General features: G+C 46.7%; 26 protein-coding genes. 10 read left to right on the top strand and 16 right to left on the bottom strand.

What is annotated here, in order from left to right:
• Positions 1 to 25 precede the first annotated feature (25 nt).
• A complete protein-coding gene (locus tag QVC96_RS07160; RefSeq protein WP_287690394.1) occupies positions 26 to 1,510 on the top strand; it encodes a M61 family peptidase in 1,485 nt (494 codons plus the stop codon).
• Between the two features lie 9 nt (positions 1,511 to 1,519).
• Here the strand turns inward: QVC96_RS07160 and QVC96_RS07165 are convergent, their stop codons facing one another.
• Positions 1,520 to 2,239 (bottom strand): metallophosphoesterase family protein, encoded by a 720-nt coding sequence (locus tag QVC96_RS07165; RefSeq protein ID WP_238025602.1) that lies wholly within the window; start codon positions 2,237 to 2,239, stop codon positions 1,520 to 1,522.
• Between the two features lie 119 nt (positions 2,240 to 2,358).
• Between QVC96_RS07165 and QVC96_RS07170 the strand changes: the two genes are divergently transcribed.
• Positions 2,359 to 3,189, top strand: coding sequence for a TIM barrel protein (locus tag QVC96_RS07170; protein WP_238025603.1), 831 nt, complete (start codon positions 2,359 to 2,361; stop codon positions 3,187 to 3,189).
• Between the two features lie 4 nt (positions 3,190 to 3,193).
• Positions 3,194 to 3,862 carry a phosphoglycolate phosphatase gene (locus tag QVC96_RS07175; RefSeq protein WP_287690396.1) on the top strand — a complete coding sequence of 223 codons (669 nt, stop codon included), beginning with the start codon at positions 3,194 to 3,196 and terminating at the stop codon, positions 3,860 to 3,862.
• On the opposite strand, the gene QVC96_RS07180 is transcribed toward QVC96_RS07175, so the two are convergent.
• The 5 genes from QVC96_RS07180 to cobT are packed head-to-tail and all read right to left on the bottom strand — an operon-like array spanning position 3,824 to position 7,151.
• Entirely contained in the window at positions 3,824 to 4,402 is a 579-nt protein-coding gene (locus tag QVC96_RS07180; RefSeq protein ID WP_238025605.1) for an METTL5 family protein, read from the bottom strand. The genes QVC96_RS07175 and QVC96_RS07180 overlap by 39 nt on opposite strands.
• Complete coding sequence (locus tag QVC96_RS07185) at positions 4,402 to 5,067, bottom strand: HAD family hydrolase (protein WP_287690398.1); 666 nt, start codon at positions 5,065 to 5,067, stop codon at positions 4,402 to 4,404. Before QVC96_RS07185 ends, QVC96_RS07180 begins: the two co-directional genes overlap by 1 nt.
• 1 nt (position 5,068) lies before the next feature.
• The gene (locus tag QVC96_RS07190) at positions 5,069 to 5,383 is read right to left on the bottom strand and encodes a transcriptional regulator (RefSeq protein WP_238025607.1); all 315 of its coding nucleotides are present in this window, start codon (positions 5,381 to 5,383) and stop codon (positions 5,069 to 5,071) included.
• Positions 5,334 to 6,113: a sugar nucleotide-binding protein gene (locus tag QVC96_RS07195; protein WP_238025608.1), complete on the bottom strand. Its 780-nt coding sequence runs from the start codon at positions 6,111 to 6,113 to the stop codon at positions 5,334 to 5,336. Before QVC96_RS07195 ends, QVC96_RS07190 begins: the two co-directional genes overlap by 50 nt.
• A 9-nt stretch (positions 6,114 to 6,122) precedes the next feature.
• A complete protein-coding gene (gene cobT / locus QVC96_RS07200; RefSeq protein ID WP_238025650.1) occupies positions 6,123 to 7,151 on the bottom strand; it encodes a nicotinate mononucleotide-dependent phosphoribosyltransferase CobT in 1,029 nt (342 codons plus the stop codon).
• A 43-nt stretch (positions 7,152 to 7,194) separates the two neighbouring features.
• Here cobT and QVC96_RS07205 point away from each other — a divergent pair, with 43 nt between their 5' ends.
• Positions 7,195 to 7,539 carry a hypothetical protein gene (locus tag QVC96_RS07205; protein WP_238025610.1) on the top strand — a complete coding sequence of 115 codons (345 nt, stop codon included), beginning with the start codon at positions 7,195 to 7,197 and terminating at the stop codon, positions 7,537 to 7,539.
• Here QVC96_RS07205 and QVC96_RS07210 read toward each other — a convergent pair.
• On the bottom strand, positions 7,523 to 8,626 hold the full coding sequence (locus QVC96_RS07210) for an aminotransferase class V-fold PLP-dependent enzyme (protein WP_238025612.1): 1,104 nt from the start codon (positions 8,624 to 8,626) through the stop codon (positions 7,523 to 7,525). The two genes, QVC96_RS07205 and QVC96_RS07210, sit on opposite strands and share 17 nt — an antisense overlap.
• Before the next feature lie 167 nt (positions 8,627 to 8,793).
• Between QVC96_RS07210 and QVC96_RS07215 the strand changes: the two genes are divergently transcribed.
• Complete coding sequence (locus tag QVC96_RS07215) at positions 8,794 to 9,687, top strand: hypothetical protein (protein WP_287688736.1); 894 nt, start codon at positions 8,794 to 8,796, stop codon at positions 9,685 to 9,687.
• A gap of 15 nt (positions 9,688 to 9,702) precedes the next feature.
• On the opposite strand, the gene QVC96_RS07220 is transcribed toward QVC96_RS07215, so the two are convergent.
• Together QVC96_RS07220 and QVC96_RS07225 are read right to left on the bottom strand one after the other, a co-directional pair.
• Entirely contained in the window at positions 9,703 to 10,188 is a 486-nt protein-coding gene (locus QVC96_RS07220; protein WP_238025651.1) for an NOB1 family endonuclease, read from the bottom strand.
• The gene (locus QVC96_RS07225; RefSeq protein ID WP_238025614.1) at positions 10,185 to 10,925 is read right to left on the bottom strand and encodes an NAD(+)/NADH kinase; all 741 of its coding nucleotides are present in this window, start codon (positions 10,923 to 10,925) and stop codon (positions 10,185 to 10,187) included. The genes QVC96_RS07220 and QVC96_RS07225 overlap by 4 nt, the downstream gene beginning before the upstream one ends.
• A 53-nt stretch (positions 10,926 to 10,978) precedes the next feature.
• On the opposite strand from QVC96_RS07225, the gene QVC96_RS07230 reads away from it, so the two are divergent.
• Positions 10,979 to 12,046, top strand: coding sequence for an MFS transporter (locus tag QVC96_RS07230; RefSeq protein ID WP_287688737.1), 1,068 nt, complete (start codon positions 10,979 to 10,981; stop codon positions 12,044 to 12,046).
• Here QVC96_RS07230 and QVC96_RS07235 read toward each other — a convergent pair.
• Complete coding sequence (locus QVC96_RS07235) at positions 12,030 to 12,374, bottom strand: hypothetical protein (protein WP_238025616.1); 345 nt, start codon at positions 12,372 to 12,374, stop codon at positions 12,030 to 12,032. The two genes, QVC96_RS07230 and QVC96_RS07235, sit on opposite strands and share 17 nt — an antisense overlap.
• 174 nt (positions 12,375 to 12,548) lie before the next feature.
• On the opposite strand from QVC96_RS07235, the gene QVC96_RS07240 reads away from it, so the two are divergent.
• Positions 12,549 to 13,547, top strand: coding sequence for an NAD(P)/FAD-dependent oxidoreductase (locus tag QVC96_RS07240; protein ID WP_238025617.1), 999 nt, complete (start codon positions 12,549 to 12,551; stop codon positions 13,545 to 13,547).
• A gap of 13 nt (positions 13,548 to 13,560) precedes the next feature.
• Positions 13,561 to 14,427: a class I SAM-dependent methyltransferase gene (locus QVC96_RS07245; RefSeq protein ID WP_238025618.1), complete on the top strand. Its 867-nt coding sequence runs from the start codon at positions 13,561 to 13,563 to the stop codon at positions 14,425 to 14,427.
• Here the strand turns inward: QVC96_RS07245 and QVC96_RS07250 are convergent.
• From QVC96_RS07250 to QVC96_RS13885, 3 genes are read right to left on the bottom strand one after another with little or no spacing between them, the layout of a single operon-like run.
• Positions 14,314 to 14,823, bottom strand: a complete 510-nt coding sequence (locus QVC96_RS07250; protein ID WP_238025619.1) for a DUF371 domain-containing protein — start codon at positions 14,821 to 14,823, stop codon at positions 14,314 to 14,316. The two genes, QVC96_RS07245 and QVC96_RS07250, sit on opposite strands and share 114 nt — an antisense overlap.
• Positions 14,810 to 15,016, bottom strand: coding sequence for a YhbY family RNA-binding protein (locus QVC96_RS07255; protein WP_320056939.1), 207 nt, complete (start codon positions 15,014 to 15,016; stop codon positions 14,810 to 14,812). Before QVC96_RS07255 ends, QVC96_RS07250 begins: the two co-directional genes overlap by 14 nt.
• Positions 14,919 to 15,311 carry an RNAse P, Rpr2/Rpp21 subunit gene (locus tag QVC96_RS13885; RefSeq protein WP_320056940.1) on the bottom strand — a complete coding sequence of 131 codons (393 nt, stop codon included), beginning with the start codon at positions 15,309 to 15,311 and terminating at the stop codon, positions 14,919 to 14,921. Before QVC96_RS13885 ends, QVC96_RS07255 begins: the two co-directional genes overlap by 98 nt.
• An 82-nt stretch (positions 15,312 to 15,393) precedes the next feature.
• Here QVC96_RS13885 and QVC96_RS07265 point away from each other — a divergent pair, with 82 nt between their 5' ends.
• On the top strand, positions 15,394 to 16,023 hold the full coding sequence (locus QVC96_RS07265) for a 16S rRNA methyltransferase (RefSeq protein WP_238025621.1): 630 nt from the start codon (positions 15,394 to 15,396) through the stop codon (positions 16,021 to 16,023).
• Here the strand turns inward: QVC96_RS07265 and QVC96_RS07270 are convergent.
• Together QVC96_RS07270 and QVC96_RS07275 are read right to left on the bottom strand one after the other, a co-directional pair.
• The gene (locus tag QVC96_RS07270; protein ID WP_238025623.1) at positions 16,014 to 16,595 is read right to left on the bottom strand and encodes a hypothetical protein; all 582 of its coding nucleotides are present in this window, start codon (positions 16,593 to 16,595) and stop codon (positions 16,014 to 16,016) included. The genes QVC96_RS07265 and QVC96_RS07270 overlap by 10 nt on opposite strands.
• Before the next feature lie 82 nt (positions 16,596 to 16,677).
• Positions 16,678 to 16,824, bottom strand: a complete 147-nt coding sequence (locus tag QVC96_RS07275; RefSeq protein WP_287688738.1) for a hypothetical protein — start codon at positions 16,822 to 16,824, stop codon at positions 16,678 to 16,680.
• 223 nt (positions 16,825 to 17,047) lie between these two features.
• On the opposite strand from QVC96_RS07275, the gene prf1 reads away from it, so the two are divergent.
• Positions 17,048 to 18,130: a peptide chain release factor aRF-1 gene (gene prf1 / locus QVC96_RS07280; protein ID WP_287690446.1), complete on the top strand. Its 1,083-nt coding sequence runs from the start codon at positions 17,048 to 17,050 to the stop codon at positions 18,128 to 18,130.
• 61 nt (positions 18,131 to 18,191) lie between these two features.
• On the opposite strand, the gene QVC96_RS07285 is transcribed toward prf1, so the two are convergent.
• A complete protein-coding gene (locus QVC96_RS07285; protein ID WP_287688739.1) occupies positions 18,192 to 18,815 on the bottom strand; it encodes a phosphoribosyltransferase in 624 nt (207 codons plus the stop codon).
• Positions 18,816 to 18,964 lie beyond the last annotated feature (149 nt).

Genomic DNA, 18,964 nt, shown 5'->3' on the forward strand with positions numbered 1-18,964 from the left:
ATTACCTTAAATCCTCTTTCTCAGCATGCTTTTCATTGTAAAACCTAGGCCTCGCTACCTTGAAATAGAGGCCTACGGTAGGGAGGGAGTAGTAATCTTTCCTACCTATCTTCCTGGTTCCTATCTGGTGAGGGAACTAGAGAGGAACATCGTGGAAATTGAAGGGGTCAGGGTATCAAAGAACCGCTTTTACGTTAGGGAGAAATTCAGGTACCTGGTCTATGCTTCCAGTAAGGATCAAAGGGAGGCCATCTCAACCTCTGATTACCTCTTCATAAACCCTCCAGCAGTTTTTCCCTATCAGGACAGGGACGAGAAATACTGCGTTAAACTTGATCTCAGGTGGCCGGTGGGCACAACGTTGAGGAGAGAGGGAGATTCCCTGTGTGCAGATGACTATGAAACCTTCATTGATTCGCCGATTCAGGCGAGTCCGAATCTTAGAACCATTGTTATAGACGATCATCATGAAGTTTCCACGGTGGATGACTTAGATATCAGGGGGATAGCCTCAGCAATCAGGGAAATAGATAGGGAGATGGGAACTCCCGACAGGTATGTTTTCTTCTTCAGGAGATCTGACAGAAATTACGGTGGAATTGAGCACCACAACTCCTCTGCCATAGTGGTTAACTGGGATAGGTCGGATCTGGTAATGCTAATGGCCCATGAATACTTCCACAGCTGGAACGTGAAGAAATACAGGCCCAAGGAACTAGAAATGGACCTTGAAAAGGAAGCGTATACAGATCTGCTGTGGTTTGCAGAGGGAATAACTGACTACGTGGCCTGGCTATCCTCCACAAGGAGCGGTGCAGTAAAGAGAGAGGATGCTGGAAGATACATGGCCAACGCCATCTCCAAGCTTACATTTCCTGGAGCCAGGAGAATGTCACTTGCCGAATCATCTAGAACAACATGGATCAAGTATTATAGGCAGGACGAGAACTCTCTCAACTCCTTGATTTCATACTATGAGGGAGGTTTGGTGCCGGGTCTGATACTCGACGCCAGGCTGAGGAAGAAGGGTGAGACTATATTCAGTATCTTCAGAAACATACCCTTCAGGTATGCATTCGCCGACGTAGATCGCTATCTCAAGTCTAAAGGTATAGATGACCTGGAGGAAATGGTGTATTCCCCCTCTCATATTCTCCTGGAAAAGCTTCAGGAGGTGGCCGAGCTCCAATTTCTGGACAGGGGAAGTCCCTATCTCGGGTTGATGATGGACGGCAATAGGATAACCTACGTGGAGGATGGATCCCCTGCAGATTATGCAGGTCTAATGCCACAGGACATCGTCATCGCATCGGATAACGTAGTCAAACCCATCGAGGTTAAGGCACAGTTGGAGCTCCTTATAAACAGGGAGGGGCGGGTGAAAAGGCTTCTGGTTACCGCTGGGAGCAACCCTGGGCATAAGGTAAAGTTCTCGATGAAAGGAGAGACTGCCAACGCCCTGCTCAGCATGGATTACCTGGAGGGAACCTCTTCCATTAACTTAATGTGAAAGGTCTCTTCATCCAGCGTTATTCCTGGGAGCTCCTTCTATCTTGGTAGTGAAAATCGGCTCTCCGTCACGAAAAACTTCCATTTTCCCTTCGTTAATATCTATAATTCCATAGCACTTGTACACCTGGGACGACTCAACACGCAGGTAGTTTACTTGGACTCCACCTAAACTCAAGACGGTGTAACTGTAGCATCCACTCATGTGGCCGTTGAGGAAAAGAATGGGCTTCAGTTCCTCTATGACCTTCATCATGAAGACTGCATACGTGTCATAACTCATCTGGGGATATAGTTCGGGCAGGTAGGGTGGTTGATGTGCAAGAAGGATGTCTAGCCTGTCGTTCCCGAGTCTCCTCTTTATCTTTTCCACCCATCTCTTAACCTTGGACGTGGAGATGTGATATGGCTTTGATTCCTCATCAGAAATGAGGCCATTAATTCCAGAGATCCTGATTCCATTAAGGTCCAGGATCTGCCCTTGTCTCAATGAATAACCTTCGATCACGGGGAAATTCTCGTGATTACCGTAGACCGTAACCAGCTCAGTCCTAGAGGTTATTGATCGCATATCGTCCTCGGAGACCTGATCCCAATCCCCAGCTGATAGCAAGGCGTCTGGTCTCTCCACGTCTATTAAATCCAGTAACCACTGAACTGCCCCTGACTCATCCACTCCCTTAAATGGCTTAAGTGACTTGTGAAGGTCGCTCACAAAGAGAAGCTTCACAATAATCAGTTCGAGATCCAGTTAAAGATCTTTATGTGACGAAGAGTGAGATTGCCAGCCCGTCTCGTCTTTACCGAGAGTTTCGCTACTTATAAGTGTAGCACATGATATAATCCTCGATGGTCAAAATCTTTCTAGGTCCAGCTGGGATTCCCTTATCCACAAGGGGAAAGGGCAGCGTTGAGGGAGTAAAGAGAGTGAAGGAACTGGGACTTAATGCCATGGAGGTGGAGTTCGTTCAGGGAGTCAAGATGTCAGTGGAAACTGCTAAGGAACTTGGAAAGGTTGCTCAGGAGCTAGGAGTAAGGTTGTCAGTACATGCCCCCTATTTCATTAATTTATGTTCTTCTGAAGAGGAGAAAATAAAGGCCTCCCAGAAGAGGATATTGGACACCGTAGAGAGGGCCCACGCAATGGGTGCAGATGCCATAGCCATACATGTGGGATTCTATGGGGACTACTCGCCTGAACAGTGTTACTCGCTCGTGAAGGATTCTCTTCTAACCGTGAGGGACAGGATGAAAGAGAACTCCATGGATTCCGTCAAGCTGGGCGTGGAAACCATGGCCAAGGAGACGGCCTTTGGTACATTGGACGAGGTAATAAGCATCTCAAAGGAGGTTCCTGGGGTAATTCCATATATAGATTGGGCCCATACATTTGCCAGACAGGGCGGAAAAATAGACTATGGGGAGATCCTAGATAGATTGACCAAGGAACTGGGGTTAACACATGTTAACTCCCACTTTGAATCGCTCCAGGTTAGAAAGGGAAAATACGTGGATGTACATGAACCCATTACCAAGAACGCTCCTCCCTTCGAGCCACTGGCCAAAGCCCTGCTTGAAAGGGACATTTCCATAACCCTGATATGTGAAAGCCCCAGACTAGAGGAGGATGCCCTAATAATGAAGGGCGTATTAGAGTCCCTGGGATACAAGTTGGGTTGAGATTTTGTGGATCGTTGCTTCAGATTTCGATAGAACCCTTTCCCACGAGAGTGATTCCTTCGTTATTAGGAATGATGTGGTAGAGAAAATAAACAATTTCTGTTCTATTTACAAGTTTTTCGTGGTAACTGGAAGGGAGGAAAGATACATGAGGATTTTAGCGCCTGGTCTAAGACCTAGCGGCTGGGTCTTGGAGAATGGGGCCCTTCTTCTGTTGGGAGACAGGAAGGTAGTGAACGCCCCTGAAACTTGGTTCGAGACCAGGAAAATCGTTGGTGAAAAGCTAACAAGTCACGGTATCTCCCATTCCTTTGGAGAAGTTATAATATACGTGAACTCATGGAATGGCTCGCTTGATCTAGGGCCAGGCGTTAGAATTGAAAGAAATAGACAGGACGCCATGATCTTGCCAGATAACGTGAATAAGGGAACCGGTCTAATGAGGGCAATTCAAGAAATGAAACTTTCGGGCAAAGTTATTGCTGTTGGAGACGCGGAGAACGACGAATCCCTCTTTAGGGTTGCCCATATCAAGGTCGCAGTGGCTAACGCAATACCGTCCATAAAGAGAATTGCGGATATTGTTATGCAAAAGGAGGACGGAGAGGGAGTAGTTGAACTCTTGGATATGATTCTAACCGGTCACTTTCCTGAAAACATAGATGTCAACTAGGAATTTATGCACCTTCTCCCTGTGCCAGGGGTAATAGGGAGTCATGGGATAGGAAAGGGGAATAACCTCAACCGAGAACCCTCTGGTCTGAGCCTCTCTAGTGATGAGGTTTCTGGAATCAGGATTACTCTTGTGTATGGAGTATATGACCTTCGCCATATTCATTGCTGTTCTAAGAAACTTAAGATCGATTCCCCTCTTGACCTGTCCAAAAGGAGGATTCTGCACAACGGTGTCAAACTTACCATGAAACTCGGTGCAGTCAGCCTCCACGAAATCAGCCTCTAGTTCCAGTTCTCTAAACGCATCCCTCCCCACCTCAAGGGAATCCCTATCCACATCCACGCAGGTACAGTTCCCCCCAAGCATTGCCACTCCGGCGCAGAGCCTGCCTGTTCCGCATCCCAGGTCAGCAACTCTCCTTTCCTCGATCGCCCCCTGAATGAACGCTGTCCAAACTAGCGCAGATGCAATGGGAGAGGGAGTCAGGTACTGCTCAAGCTCCCATTTGGGCTTTGGATGAGCGGGTATCCTTTCCATTAAAATTTCAATTTTTCTTTTATTAACGCTAGAGCCTGATATAAATCACTCACCTTGTTCTCCCTTACTTCCGGATAGAATCCAAACCTGTCCACTAGAATTGCGTCCAGATAGGCCCTCCTTGCCCCTATGTAATCAATCTCGTAAACATCACCTATATGAATCCCCTCCTCTCCAGCCTCCTTAATTGCGTGATGGAATATCTTAGGATTTGGTTTCATTACTCCCACGTCGCAGGATGCAATAACTCCGTCCAGATACCTGTAGAGATCCAGGGTCTTCAGTATGGTATGAACTTTCCTGGTTGTGTTGGTAACTAGTATTACCTTAAAGCCCATTTTCTTTATCTCGTTCAAGAAGGGCAAGGCATCCTCGTAGAGTTCGAAATGATCTGAGAGGTAATTCCTAGAGGAGAGCCTTTTCACCACGTCAGGATTTGCGGGCTTCCCTATCTCGTAAAGAATGTCATAGAAGTCGAGCTGGGACAGTCCGTCGTGATCTGGATGAGGGAAATTAGCCTTACCCATGTGCTTCATGAGGGCCCTATAGACATCTCTCTCATTTACTTCCAGCCCCTCCTCCATCATGGCTTTGGCAATGCTCTCGTGCATCCTTGGAACGAACTTCACAAGGGTATCTCCCATGTCAACGAAAATCGCTGTCATATCACATCTCATCCCTTCCTCTTATTAAAAACTTAGGCTGAGATATCCTCTCCGACTTGCACTTGGGGCATCTGCTGGGTCTCTTGGGCTTCTCAAGGGATATCTCAGCACCACAGGATTCACATCTGGGAGGATAAAGTATTACCACGTAATCCTTTCTCTTAGATGACAGGGCAATATGGTATATATGGTCGTAAACCTCCTGTTCCCTTCTTATCCCCGTCACCTGCATTATATCCCTGGCTGTTAAGGGCTCTGGGGAAGACCTAAGTAATAACAGTATTCTCTCCCTCGTTGTAAGATATTCCTCCGGCAAAGAGCTCCCTAAACTCATTTCTTAAGGAGAGTTTTATACCAAACGATCGGAGAAGCCAATCATCCATAGAAAAATCGAAGTGTCCTCCCTCCTTCTCCACAACCTGGCCTGGAAAGTACCTGGACATTTCCCTCACGATCTCGCACTGGTTCACCCTGTTACCCATGTTTATCACCCCTGTGGCGCCCTTTCTGAGCAGGGTAGAAACCACTTTACCTATCCCCTTTGTGGAGATGAAGGAAAGGTAGAAGTTTCTGTTACAGATTGCCCTACCCCTTAACACGAGACTTCTCAATTGATTATACAGGAGACCCCTGTAGGAGAGGGAGAAGGGGAAACCTAACCTGAGAACAAGGTAATTACCGAGGGACGCAATACCCGTCTCCCCTGCCAGTTTGGTCATTCCGTAATAGTTAAGAGGGTCAGGGGTGGACGTCTCTCCGTAAAATCCTTTCCTTCCGTTAAATATCATGGACGTAGAAAGGTAGACGTTGAGGGCTCCCACCTTATGTGCAGCCTTACCTATGTTTATGGCCAACCACGTATTAATGTTCCAGGCCCTTGCCCTATCCCAATTTGCCTCGAAATAGGGAACCTCGTAGGTGTGTATTACCACGTTGGGTTTCTCTTGAAGGACCCTGTACGGGGAATCGGTAACCAGTACCTCCCCTGAAAGCTCCCTAGCAATCTCCCTAGCAATCTCCCCTTCATCAGTTACTATGACCTTCATTCATTTAAATTAATGCCTTGCATTAATAAGATCGGAGTAAAATTCATCTATCCTCTTTGCAAGTTCTCCAGAGCTGATGCCGTTTGCCATAGCTAGCGCCATTGATCCTCCTGCGCCTACTCCTTCCTTGACGAATCCACGTTCGTAAACCCTCAACCCCTCATATTGGCTTTGGGATAGATCCACGCTGGCGTGAGACAGCTTGACTCCAAGTGTCTTAGCCAGCTCCACCAGCTTGGCCGTACTATCGTGAATTACCCACTTAGTGGTGATTATTCCAACATTCTGCAGTTTTTTGGGATCGAGCTCCCTTATTAGCGCAGATACGGCAGCCATCTGCGTTCCTCCAGCCAGAATCGTCATACCCCTAAATCCTAGGGCCAGACCGGCCACCGCCAGAATTACCGGATCGGAGAGCCAGTAGATCCTTTCCCTTCCATTTGCGGGGGCGTTCCTCAACGCTTCCTCTATCACTCTCCGTTTAAGGTCCTTTGGGTTATTTGGGGAAGAGGAACTCACAATCTCAACCCCATCAAAACCCAGTCCGGTTAGCACGGCAGCCGCCGTGGTCGTTCCCGCGGGGATAGATTCGCCCACTACAAGAACTTCATCTCTCTGGCTCTCTCCCAGAATCATTGCATTTTCCAGTATCCTCTCCGCTATCTCCCTTCTTATACCTCCCCTTCTTATATCCCTTCCGGGTTCCCCATGAAGTTCCATGAAGGGAATCATGGGAGCAACCCTAGCCCCCGCATTAACTATGATCCTGTTCACGTTTACAAGTGACAGGGATGCCCTCGATAGAAGGGCAGGAGTAGGTATCCCGTCAGGGGTCACGGGTACACCCCTGATCACCCTGCACGCCCCTGTGATGAGGTACTCCGCATCTGCAGCTGGAGTGAACATGGTCAGCTCAGGAGTGGCTCCAGCCACAGTGATCCCGGGTATCAGGCTGACGTCAGTTGTTCCTATCACCAAGACGAAACTTGTTCTTTTTCCTTTCAATTTCTCAGACAGATTACCTATGTGATCCACAATCACGTGCTAAAATTTTTGAAATCCTTAATATCATTTATGTGATGTGAGCTTTAGGGAGCATTACTCTGTCCTGGAGAGGGCTTCTAAAATCACTTTAGAAGATTTCATGAGGGATGAGAAATTAAGAAATGAGACCAGAAGAGCTATAGGTGAGATGCTGAGGGAATTGTATCTGCTGGGTTCCCGGTTAGTTATTGGAAAAGGGGAGGACATAATATGGAACCTTGCCAAGTCAGGGCTAATACAAGCTCCCCTGGCCCAGGAGCTAATTGACGTAATCAACCTTTATAGGTCAGGCTCTGACGAGCTAATTTACGCCTCCTTGGTCAGAATAATGGAGGATATCGAGGAGGCCTATCTGGTTCTAAAGGCTAAACTTGGTTCTTGATCTCGTCTATTGCCCTATCCACTTCTTCCTCCTCGTTGTAGAAGTGGGTGGATATCCTTATCCCTGACCCCCTGGGAGAGACAATTATCCTCTTGGACATGAGATTCTCGGCAACCTTCCTGGGATCCTTGACCTTCACTATCACTATTCCGGCTCGTTTTTCCCTGGGAGTCACCACCTCCAGTCCCTTATCCTCAGCTACATCCATGGCGTGGGCAGAAAGATCGAGCACCCTCCTCTCAACCTCATCGCGTATTGGTGTAAGCCTCTCTGCCACCTTGGTCATTGCCAAGTTGGCTGAAACATCCATGGTCCCTATCTCGAACCTTCTGGGTCCCGTCTCTAGGGAGAAAGACTCAGGGTTAAACTCCATGAAGGTGGAACTGGTTTTCCATCCGTAAAAGGGAGGATCCGGAATTAGGCCCTTTCTCACGAACATGAAACCTGAGCCCTGAGGGGACATCATCCACTTATAGCCTCCAGCCACAAGGAAGTCGACCCCCATTTCCTTGACGTCGATTTTCACTGCCCCAGCAGACTGTATTGCATCCACCAGCAGAAGGGATCCGTTTTTCTTAGCTTTGTCCGCTATTCTCTTAACGTTCAGTCTCACTCCGGTGTTAAAGCTCACGTGACTTATCACTATGAGGCGGACATTATCCGTGATATGTTCCAGAATTGAGCCCTCCAGCTCCTGAGGAGAAGACTTAACCATCTTTATCTCAACCCCACGTTTCGCCAGCTTATACAGCGGGTACACGGTAGCAGGAAACTCCAGGTTGTCAGTAAGTATCTGATCCCCCTTGGAAAGTGGTAATCCGTGGACTATCATGTTTATCCCGTAGCTTGTGTTGGGAATGAAGGAGATCTCCTCAGGAGACGAATTGATGAAATCCGATATTACCCTCCTCATGGAATAAAAGTCGTTGTACTCAACAGCGTTCACGTGCAGGCTTCCCCTGCATGAAACCCCGTAAAGGTAACCAAAACTCTCCATGAGGGCGAAAATGGGAGTTGGAGAGATTGCAGCGTGATTAAGGTAAATATAATCCCGGGTAACAGGTATCTGTTCCCTGAACTCTTTCATGTTAGTCCATATCCAGTAAGCTCATAAAATGTTATGTGTGAAAGTTGTCCTAGGTACTAGTACTCTTTTCTCTTTATAATCCAGTTTGTTAAATCATTTTTGAGAAAGAATACTATAAAACGAGGTATTACTAGAAAATCTTATGAAGATGTACATGTAAATCTAACGTGTCAGTAAAAAACCAGCTCCTTGAACTCATGACAAGATATGGGGGGAATCCCAGGTGTCTGGCCAGCGTTGTTGGTGAATCCTCCAAGATAATTGCAAGGGAAATTCTGGAGATGCAAAGGGAGCATCAGCTGGCTCTCTTTCCCGCCGTGTTTTCGGAGGGGCTTGGGTTGGGTAAGTACTTGATCGTTGTACGTAATTGCCCCATAAAATATGAGACTGCATCCAGACTGTTTCACCCCATAATGAATCTGTTCAGGGGGGATATGGAGGAAAACTTGTTCTCAATCACGCTATTCGCTGATGGGGGAATAGTTGAAGATATAATAAAAGCCCTGAACGCGTTATCCTGCTCCCTCGTCATTGCGACCAGAATTAAGCAAACTAGAAAGTTCGTGAGGGATCCCACATGTTACGACTTTGAGTCCCACAGGTGGATCTGTGTTGATAAACTGGAGATTAGGCAAGGAGAATTTTTGAGGAATCCGCACGAGCAGGACATTAAGGGGGTGGTAAGTCTGCAGGTAAATCCCTTCGCCGACATAAGGATAATAAATCATAGAAATCATGTTTTCAAAATTGTAACAGGTTTCATGTACGTGCTCGGTAAATCCGATTTCGTTGTTCAGGTTATATCCAAGGAGGAGTTGACGGAGTATATACCCGATGTGGTTTGGACGGCCGAGGGAGAGGATATTTTTATCTCTGAGATGCACGTTAATAAGCAAGGGCTAGAGGCGGCGATGAAGAAGGTGAGAGATAGGGCGTCAGAGATCATTATCTCACCAAAATCACCTCTGTACGCCCTGGGCTACTCTTTACCCTATGAAATCTTTAGGAATGGAAAATGGGTTTATCCCAAGATTGAGATAAATAAAACTAGAGCTACGTAGGTTCACTTCTCCCAGTCATTTTCCTCTCTGCTCGGTTCTCATTACACTTTTTCTTACCTTACCACCACAAACAGGGCACTCCTGTTTGGGCTCCCTGAAAGTCCTTCCACATCCCTCGCAGATGTAACTAAAGGTCTTAATCTCCTGTGCCGTCCTTCCAAGTCTCACAGGATTGAACTTTATCCCAAGCTTCATTAACACGTTCTGAACTGCGAAATCGTCCGTGAAGACCACTGCAGGTGATAGATCTATGGCAAGGCCTATCACCGACTTGTCTGTCTTGGTTAGACTGTGATCGTTTATCTCCCTTAGCACCTTCTCAACTGTTTTCATGGCCGATGGAGAGGGTTCCATTGCAATAATCTTGTTAGTTATCATGGAAAGAGAAAGACTCCCCATGGAGTGTAGATCCCTTACCTCCTCTATAACGAGTGGCGTTGTGAATACCTTATCGAAGGAGTTCTGCAGTCCGCTCAAGAAACCGGCGGTATCAAATATCACTTTCTCCAAGGCGCGATACCTCTCAGGGGATCTATTTTAAAGAACCTATACACGATGGCGTTCCTGGAGGGAGCAATCTCCACAACATCTCCAGGCTTAACGTGCCCAATTACGTTTCCATCGGCTACAATTCTAGCCTTTTGATCGTATCCTTTGCTTTCCATTACTAATTTAATGGTAGTTCTGGGGACTATTAAAGATTTTACTGCCGAGAGTATAGGGCTAACCAAGGAAATTTCGAGCGCATTTGGAACACTAAGGTAAACTCCAGTAATGGACATACTCCACCCCGTGGAACCTTGAGGCGTGGAAACGAGGATTCCGTCTCCCTCGGAAGTGAAGCTGGTTTCCTGAAACATTGCTGTCACAATGATACTTTCAGGTTCGTCGTAGAGTACTCCTGCTTCATTGAACACTTCCTTGGATAGGTCGCCGAAGTTAACCCTCAGAAGAGGATACTCGTGGATGTAGTAATCGCCATCCTTGAGCCTCCTCAATATATTCTCTATTTCCTGTGGCTCAACGTCCATCAGAAAGCTTCTTCTTCCAGCCTTAATCGTGACGATGGGTTTCCCAAAATCTATGGCCCTGAGAAGGGTTCCATCACCCCCTATGGCCATCACAACGTCCGGATTCGAGTCAACTATCGTGTATCCCATGGACTCGGCCAAGCTTCTGGCCTTGCTGACCAGAGGGTAGACCTGCGGAGACTCCTTGCTAATGATTTTAAGTTTCATTCATGTTATGGTCACCAGCAACGCATAATAACTCTTTTTTGTCCACTCCGTATGTGAAAGGAACAACCATTCTGTTTTCAAGGACAATTTATGCCATAAGCTGGTTCTACTTGGCCCCCGAGATACCTAGATTACTTGAAGAATTTCATGTGTCCAGCTCCCTGTCTGGGGTAATACCCCTATCCTTCTTTCTGGGGTCAGGTCTCATGCAAATACCCTCAGCCTATCTAGGGACCAGGATTGGCCAGAGGAACTCCCTTATTCTAGGTCTCCTGATCATGTCAGTATCAGCATTCTCTGTTGCTCTCTCGGGTTCATTCGTCTCCATTTCATTGTCCTATTTTCTAGGAGGTATAGGTGCGTCCATGTTCTTCTCTTCGGGCGGAGCAATTCTCTCGGACCTGAACAGGGAGAGGCTGGGCTTCTCTTTAGGTCTCTATAACGCCCTGTTTTGTGTTGGAGGATTTCTTGGGCTGAACTGGGCTCTCATTTATAATATTGTAGGGTTCACCCTAGGCGCCATACTCGTGGGGACTCTCACCCTCATCTCTGCCCTCCTGAACTTTAGGTTACCAAATCCCAGACCCTCATGGAGGGCCATAAGGAACAGGAAGGTCATTATTCTTGGGGTGGCGACTGCAGGGGTATGGGGCGTTTATTACGCTGTTGGAGAGCTATTACCCTCTTTTATGGTGTTTTACGAACATCAGAGAGCCCTTACCAGTTCAGCCGTAACGAGCCTCCTCCTCGTATTTTCAGCCTTAGGAGGGGTTATGGGCTGGCTTGGTGACAGGACAAGTAAGATGAGATTGATGATCGTGAGTGCTGTGATTACCTCGCTTTCTCCACTTCTTATTTACACTCCCTTCTACGTGTTTGCCCTGGTGATTTTGGGAATATTTAACGAGCTAGCCATATCTCTTCTCTACTCTGTGACTGCCCTTGAAGGGGGAATAAGGAATTCCAGTATTACCCTCGCTGTGGTTAATTCCCTAAACATTAGTCTGGGAACTTGGCTCGAATTCCTTGCAGGTTATTTAGGCTTCTCCGCGTGGGCAGTTCTCTCCCTCTCAGGTCTCGTTCCCCTCCTGCTTCTAATGGGTCTTAGGACTCGCACCTGATCAGGAGGGAAACCTGAAAGACCTTGCTCTCGTTCTTCACCTCCACCGTTCCCCTCGCGTTCAGTAACCTAACCTTGAATACTCTCTGGGGAGGACCCCCGTTAACTCTCATGGTAACCCAGCTGGAAACCCCACTAACCACGAGGACGCATTTCCCTTCCACCTTGAACGTCACGGATTGAGAGGGCATGAGGTGTATGGAGTTCTCTTTGAAACTTGTACCAGGAAAGCTCAGAGCCTCCAGCATTATTTTCCTGTAATATCTGAACCATAAACTGCTCAAGGTAATCAAGGGAAGCGTGAGGAGTAAGAGTAATTCAGCTAACATCACGATGAAAGTGCATTATTTGCTAATATCATTTACTTGTGTTGTACAAAAACCACACATCTTTTAAAAATTGATGAATAAGTCATATTTAAACGGACATGAATGCTTTCATTACTATTCATGATTAATGTCGGAAAGTTTAAATAGTATAAATGTCTGAGTCACATGGTTATCATGGCTGAATACGATGTCATAGTAATAGGAGGAGGGCCTGTGGGTCTTTTCGGAACCTTCTACAGCGGGCTCAGGGATATGAAGGTTTTACTCATAGACTCGCAAGATGAGTTAGGAGGACAACTGGTCACCTTGTATCCTGAGAAAATGGTATATGACGTGGGAGGTTTCGCTGGGATACAGGCCTATGATCTTGCGCAGAGACTTATTGAGCAGGCAAAGATGTTCGGCCCCGATATAAGAACAAGGGAGTGGGCGGACATCCTTGAAAAGACCCAGGATGGAATGTGGGTTGTCAAGACGGATAAGGGAGGAGAGTATAAGACAAAGACAGTCATGATTGCTGCGGGAATAGGTAAGATAACACCGAGCAGGCTGGGTGCCAAGGGAGAAGTGGAGTATGAAAACAAGGGAGTTTACTACACTGTGAGGAGGAAGAACGAATTTCAGGGTAAGAGGGTTCTAATAGTGGGAGGAGGAGACTCAGCTGTGGACTGGGCACTTACTCTCGCGCCCATAGCAAAGGAAGTTACACTGATTCACAGAAGGGATCAGTTCAGGGCTCACGAGCGTAGCGTGAAGGAGATGTTTGAGGTGGCTAAGGTATATACCTGGCATGAGCTCAAGGAAGTAAAGGGAGACGGCAACAAGGTTACACAGGCAGTGATATTTGATAATAGGACCAAGGAGGAGAAAACCCTCAACGTTGACGCCGTCATCATCAGCATCGGGCACAAGGGTGACTTGGGTAACATGCTGAAGTGGGGCCTCAACATGAAGGGGAGGGATATTGTGGTGAACGGCAAGATGGAAACTAATCTGCCTGGCGTTTATGCAGTGGGAGATATAGCCTCAGTTGAGGGTATGCCCAAGCTTGCATTAATAGCGGTGGGATTCGGGCAGGCAGCCATAGCGTCCAGTGTGGCGAAAAAGTTTGTGGACCCCAATGCTTCCGTGTTCGCAGGTCACAGCTCCGAAATGGATAAGTTCAAGAAGTGATTTTTCCATCTAGATGAAATGCCTCAAGGTACCCAGGAGGCTCATGGGAGAGATCAGAGTTAAGAGTGTCCCTGGGTACGAGATATTATATGAAGGGGATTACGCACTCATTCCGGTATCAGAGGTTAGGGAAGGCCAAGAGGTGGTGGAGTGTAATCCCCCGGTCAAGAGGGGAACGCCTAAGTTGAACGAAATAGTTCCAGGGGTTTCCTCCTTTTACCTAGTCGGGGATATCATGATAATTTCACCTAGGAGAGAGCTGACTCAGGAGGAGTTAGGAAGGATAATGCGAACCTACAGCAAGGTTAGGGCAATTTACCTGAGAAAGAAGGTAAAGGGAGAGCTTCGGGTGAATGAACTTGTTCATGTGGCAGGTGAGAAGAGAACCACCACAACGTTCAATGAGGGAGGATTGAAGTACTTTGTGGACGTCGCAAAGGTATACGTGAATCCCTCCATGGCCACCGAGAGGTTAAGGGTAGTGGAGAGCGTACCCTCAAGTAGCAGGGTGTTGGATGCGTTCACTGGATATGGGGCACTAGCCCTTCAACTTGCGAGGAAACTGGGGTATGTAGTGGCGGGAGACCTGAACTTGGATGGTCTCCTTATGGCCTCTCTTTCAGCAAAGATGAACTCCAGCAAACTGGTGTTGGATCTGGTTCATTTTGACGCTCAGTACCTTCCCTTCAGGGAGAAGGCTTTCGACCTGGCAATTGGTGATAACCCCACGATGATAGACAGGTTTGTGGAAGAGCTCTGCAGGGTATCACGCTCCGTGATCCTCTACAAGTTGGGAAGGATTCAGGACGGATGGGAAAAGGTTAACGACTATTCGAAGGACCTCGTTATCATGAAGCGGGTCCTGAGATGCAATGAGTAATACCTTCACCTCTCCACGTCTCAGCTTCGGAATCATATCTCTCCTGAGATCCCTGGCAGACTTGTTGGCCTTGATAAGGATTGTTCCGTCAGAGATAAAATCGGACTTCCTAACTATCATCTTGACATCAGAACTGAAGGGTAGATCCCTAGATCCCCTGCCTGTAACAATTTCAATGAGTCCATCCTTCATAATAACAAGGTGGCCATATCCCTCGTTTCTCAGGATGCTCTTTACTTCACTGGACAGGTGAACTGCTCCCTTGTCCGAGTTGATACATATGATGCAATCTCCCCTCTTCGTCAGGAAGTTTTCCCGGGTGATTTCCAAGGTCGTTCTGTGCTTTGCCAGCACGTTCTCGTGTCCATAACAGGTGATGATATCAGTGGCTATCATCTTTCCTCAATATGAAGGTTCTTCCCCTTACCTCAACCAACTCGCTTTCGGTTTCCCTTGCCACCATCTCGGCTAGCTCCCTCCTGTCCATGGACTTATCCAGTAGCCTCACCTTGATGGTACCGTGATCCTTGAGATGTCTCCTTATTTCCTCCTTCATCCCTTCGGTCAGCCCCCTTTTTCCTATCCTTATTTCTGCCCCTCCTCTCACTACGTCCTTCAAGTTTCTTCTCGTCTCTGGTGTCATATCTCCTTATCCAACCACACACTAGGCATGTTCTAATTAAAATCTTTGACTTAATTCTCCTTCTCTCCGTGATTCCCGGTATTAGCGGAGTTAGACACCTTCTACAATACTTTCTCTTGTACTTGAGGGGTAGTTTAACTCTTGCCTTGGACGTATACTGAACCGCCAGTTTCACATATTCCCTGGAGAGGTCCAGTTTTCCCTCTTGTCCCATTTCCACTGCCATGTCCACCAGTTTCATTGCCCTTTCCAGAATTGCGCCCTTCTTCAATGGGTACAACCTGTGAGAACTATTTTTTATCTTTGCGTCAACTCCATGACAAATGGACATCATTCTCCTGGAATCGTCGCTTGAGCTAGTGCCCCCGCAGATTAGGAACCATCCAAGCGTTGTGAAGAATGCGGAGAGGCAGGGAAAGGACCCCTCGCAGGTCCTCCTGGACATTTCCCTTCACTATCACGCGATGCGTAACCTGCCCAACAGGGAGAAGAGGGGCAGACCAGATATAGTTCATACCGCGTTACTTGTGGTGTTGACAGACCCGGAATTTGAGGGAAACCTGTACATTCACACTCTCGACTCTAGGATTATCAAGGTATCCCGGGAAATGAGACCACCAAAGAACTACGCACGATTCGTTGGACTCATGGAACAGCTACTGGTTCATGGTAGGGTCCCCCTAGATGGAGCACCATTAATGGAGGTCACTTCCCTGTCCCTCCGCGAGCTCATTGAAGAAAGGGGTTTAATACTCTTGGATGAGCGAGGGACGAAGGTTTCAAGGAGCTCACTCTGCGAACGAAAGGAGTATATAGGCATTGGAGCTTTCCCCCATGGAGATTTCAGTCCTGAAATCAGGACACTATCAAAGCAGATTTTCTCGATCAGCGATCACGTGCTGGAAACCCAAAACGTTCTTTGCAGGCTGATCTCCTCCTGTATTCAGGATTGACTGGATATTCTTGCCTTGGCGTATATTATTCCTCCAGGCGAAGGTGTAAGTTCAAGAATGGTGAAGCCGTAGCTCTCCACTATTTTCTTAAAAACCATGGATGCACAGAATGTTGACTCAAGACTGAAACCTGTCCCTGCAAGTCTTAGTTCGAAGTCGTCATTCTCCAGCTTCTTTATTTTCAGGTCCTTTATGGGCAGTGCCGATTTCACGCTCTCATAGACACTCATCAATTCCTCCAGCGTAGATGCCCTGGACTTCAGATATGAAGCCACCTGTAGTCCAGCTCCCTCGCAGATTGACTGGAAACCCTTCTGGTCCTTCTCGTAGGCCAGTTTCGCCAAGCTCTCAATATACCACGACGTGACGGGCACTATGTCTAGGTCCTTGAACACCTTGTATAACTCAACAATATCCTGTAGTTTTGTGGAGTCCTCTCCCATTTTTATCATTTCTAGCATTGCCTTCAGCGCTAGGTTTGTTAGTGAGTAAATAGTGTAGCCTCTACTCTTAGCCTCCTTCTCTATCTCCTTAATCAACTCACTATCGGCGGCTATATTTACTCTGCCCAACTATGTTCACAAATATGTACATAATGATACTTTATAAAATCTTTGTAATGTATTTTACTAACGCTATCTAGTTTAGATCTATCTAGTGAGGTGTGAAGGCTATTATATCGAATATAATAAATAATATCAGAGCTATAATGAAGCCTCCTAGATACCAGTTACCATCCCTAAAGAGTGCCTTTATCAAGTCCAATATCCCGTTTATTTCATTCTTATTTTTTTCAGTCATATGTTCTAGTCTGATGGACTCATTAAAAACTTTTCCTCATTAATTCTATAATAACACTATTAACCATGTGAAACGTGAGGTCTGCGAGCTATGTTTCATTACATGTTAGCTTGGTCTTGATAGGGCGATAGCATGCAAGATACCTTGTTCGTCTTTCAACACTTTTTTATATCATTAGCACTGCATTAGTCTTGATCAGGGATGAGTCTTTGACAAATATCTCATAAGTAGGCAGGAACTCAAGGTTCTGCTCAGGGAACTAAAGAAATGGAGTGCACCCGCAACTGTTCTACTCTCCCTATACATTCCTCCAGGTAGACCTGTTTCAGACGTAGTTAACATGCTTAGACAGGAAGCCTCTATCTCTCAAAACATTAAACTGAAGAGAACTAGGGACGCGGTGGAATCTGCCATAACTACAGCAATAGATAGGCTCATAAGTATTAACAAGATCCCAGAGAACGGTCTTGTGCTTTTCTGCGGAGAGAACTTCGATACGGGGGAGTTCAGGTGCTATATGTTCTCGCCTCCAGAGAAGGTCACAGTGTACTTCTATCGCACGGACAAGCAATTTCATACCGAATTCCTTGAGGACATGGTGGAGGTATCGGAGGTTTACGGTCTGCTAATTGTGGAGAGGGATCAGGGAACCATAGGAGTCTTGAGGGGTTCTAGGATAGAGGTTCTGGAGGAGATGGAGGGATACGTTCCAGGGAAGCATATGATGGGAGGGCAAAGCCAGCGCAGAATTGACAGGATCATTGAGGAACTATATCACGACTTCTTGAAGAGCTTCGGAGAGAAGGTGAACAATTACCTTCTACCCTATCTGGAGAGTGGTAAATTGAAGGGAATCCTGCTTGGAGGTCCTGGATACGCTAAGAAGGACTTCTACGACTCAGATTATATTGACTACAGGTTGAAGAAACTGATATTGTTGCCATTGGTTGACATAGGCTATCAGGGAGAGGCGGGGCTTAGGGAGATGGTTATGAAATCCAAGGATTTGCTCAAGAACCAGAAGTACATAGAGGTGGAAGACCTAATAGAGGAGCTCAAGTATCATCTCGCAAAGGATGATGGTCTGGTTGTTTACGGCAAGGAGGAGATAAATAAGGCCCTGCAGATGGGGGCAGTGGACAAGCTCATTGTGTTCGATGATGGAACGGAGGAGAACGAGAAAATGGTTCAGGAGGCAGAAAAGTACGGAACCAAGGTCTACCTAGTGGGTGAGGAAATACCTGAGGCAGAGTGGGTAAGGAAAACCTTCAGTGGCATGGTAGGAAAGCTAAGGTTCAGGATTTAGTTATAATAACGTGAGGCCAGAGGTCAAAAAGGTTAAAGACGTTAGGCCAATGAGAGAAGCGTCAATCCAGTATTTTCCTTCTCTTCATCTCAGATAATATTTTTTCTAATGGAATGGGAGGCGTTATTCCGTAATTCTCCTTGAACCCAGCCTCTATAATCCTCCCATCTACCGAACCCTTCTCGTCAATCAATTTCTTAACCAGGTTAATTTCGTCCTCCCAGTAGTTCCAAGGGTACATGAACCATGCCCAATCAGTAACCAGCTGGGCAAAGAAGTCAGGCTTGAATTTAGATGATGTTTCAATGTGCTGTAGAGTAGCAGTTTTCATTACTCTTGGAGAGAAGTTTTCACCAACGTATTTACTGGTCAGGATCAGGCTATCGCCTGTGTCAGTTATGTCATCCACAATGAGAACCTTCTTGTCGCTAAGGTCAACCTTGTAGGGATACTTAATCCTGGCTTCGGGTGTATGTGATGCGGTGACAATCCAGTGCTCCACCTTAAGGGATAATACATCAATCACGCCCAATGAGTCAGCTAGGAGCCTAGCGGGAACTAGCCCTCCCCTAGCCACAGCGATTATGATGTCAGGAGTGAATTCGGCTTTAATCTTCTCGCTAAGCATTTCGGAAAGCTTAACTATCTCTTCCCAAGTCACCACTTTTACTGGGATTTTAGGCAAGGTTTCAGGAACCCCCTACCCTTTTAGCTCAACTCCTTAATCAAGTTTACTACCGCGGGACATAAACGATCGAAAGGTACCAGGAAGCAACGAGTGATCAAGTTGTATCATGCCCAGACCCGATTGATCTTGGATATCTTACTATCTTT

Source organism: Metallosphaera javensis (ex Sakai et al. 2022), from assembly GCA_021654415.1.
In the GTDB taxonomy this organism is placed as follows: Archaea; Thermoproteota; Thermoprotei_A; order Sulfolobales; family Sulfolobaceae; genus Metallosphaera; species Metallosphaera javensis.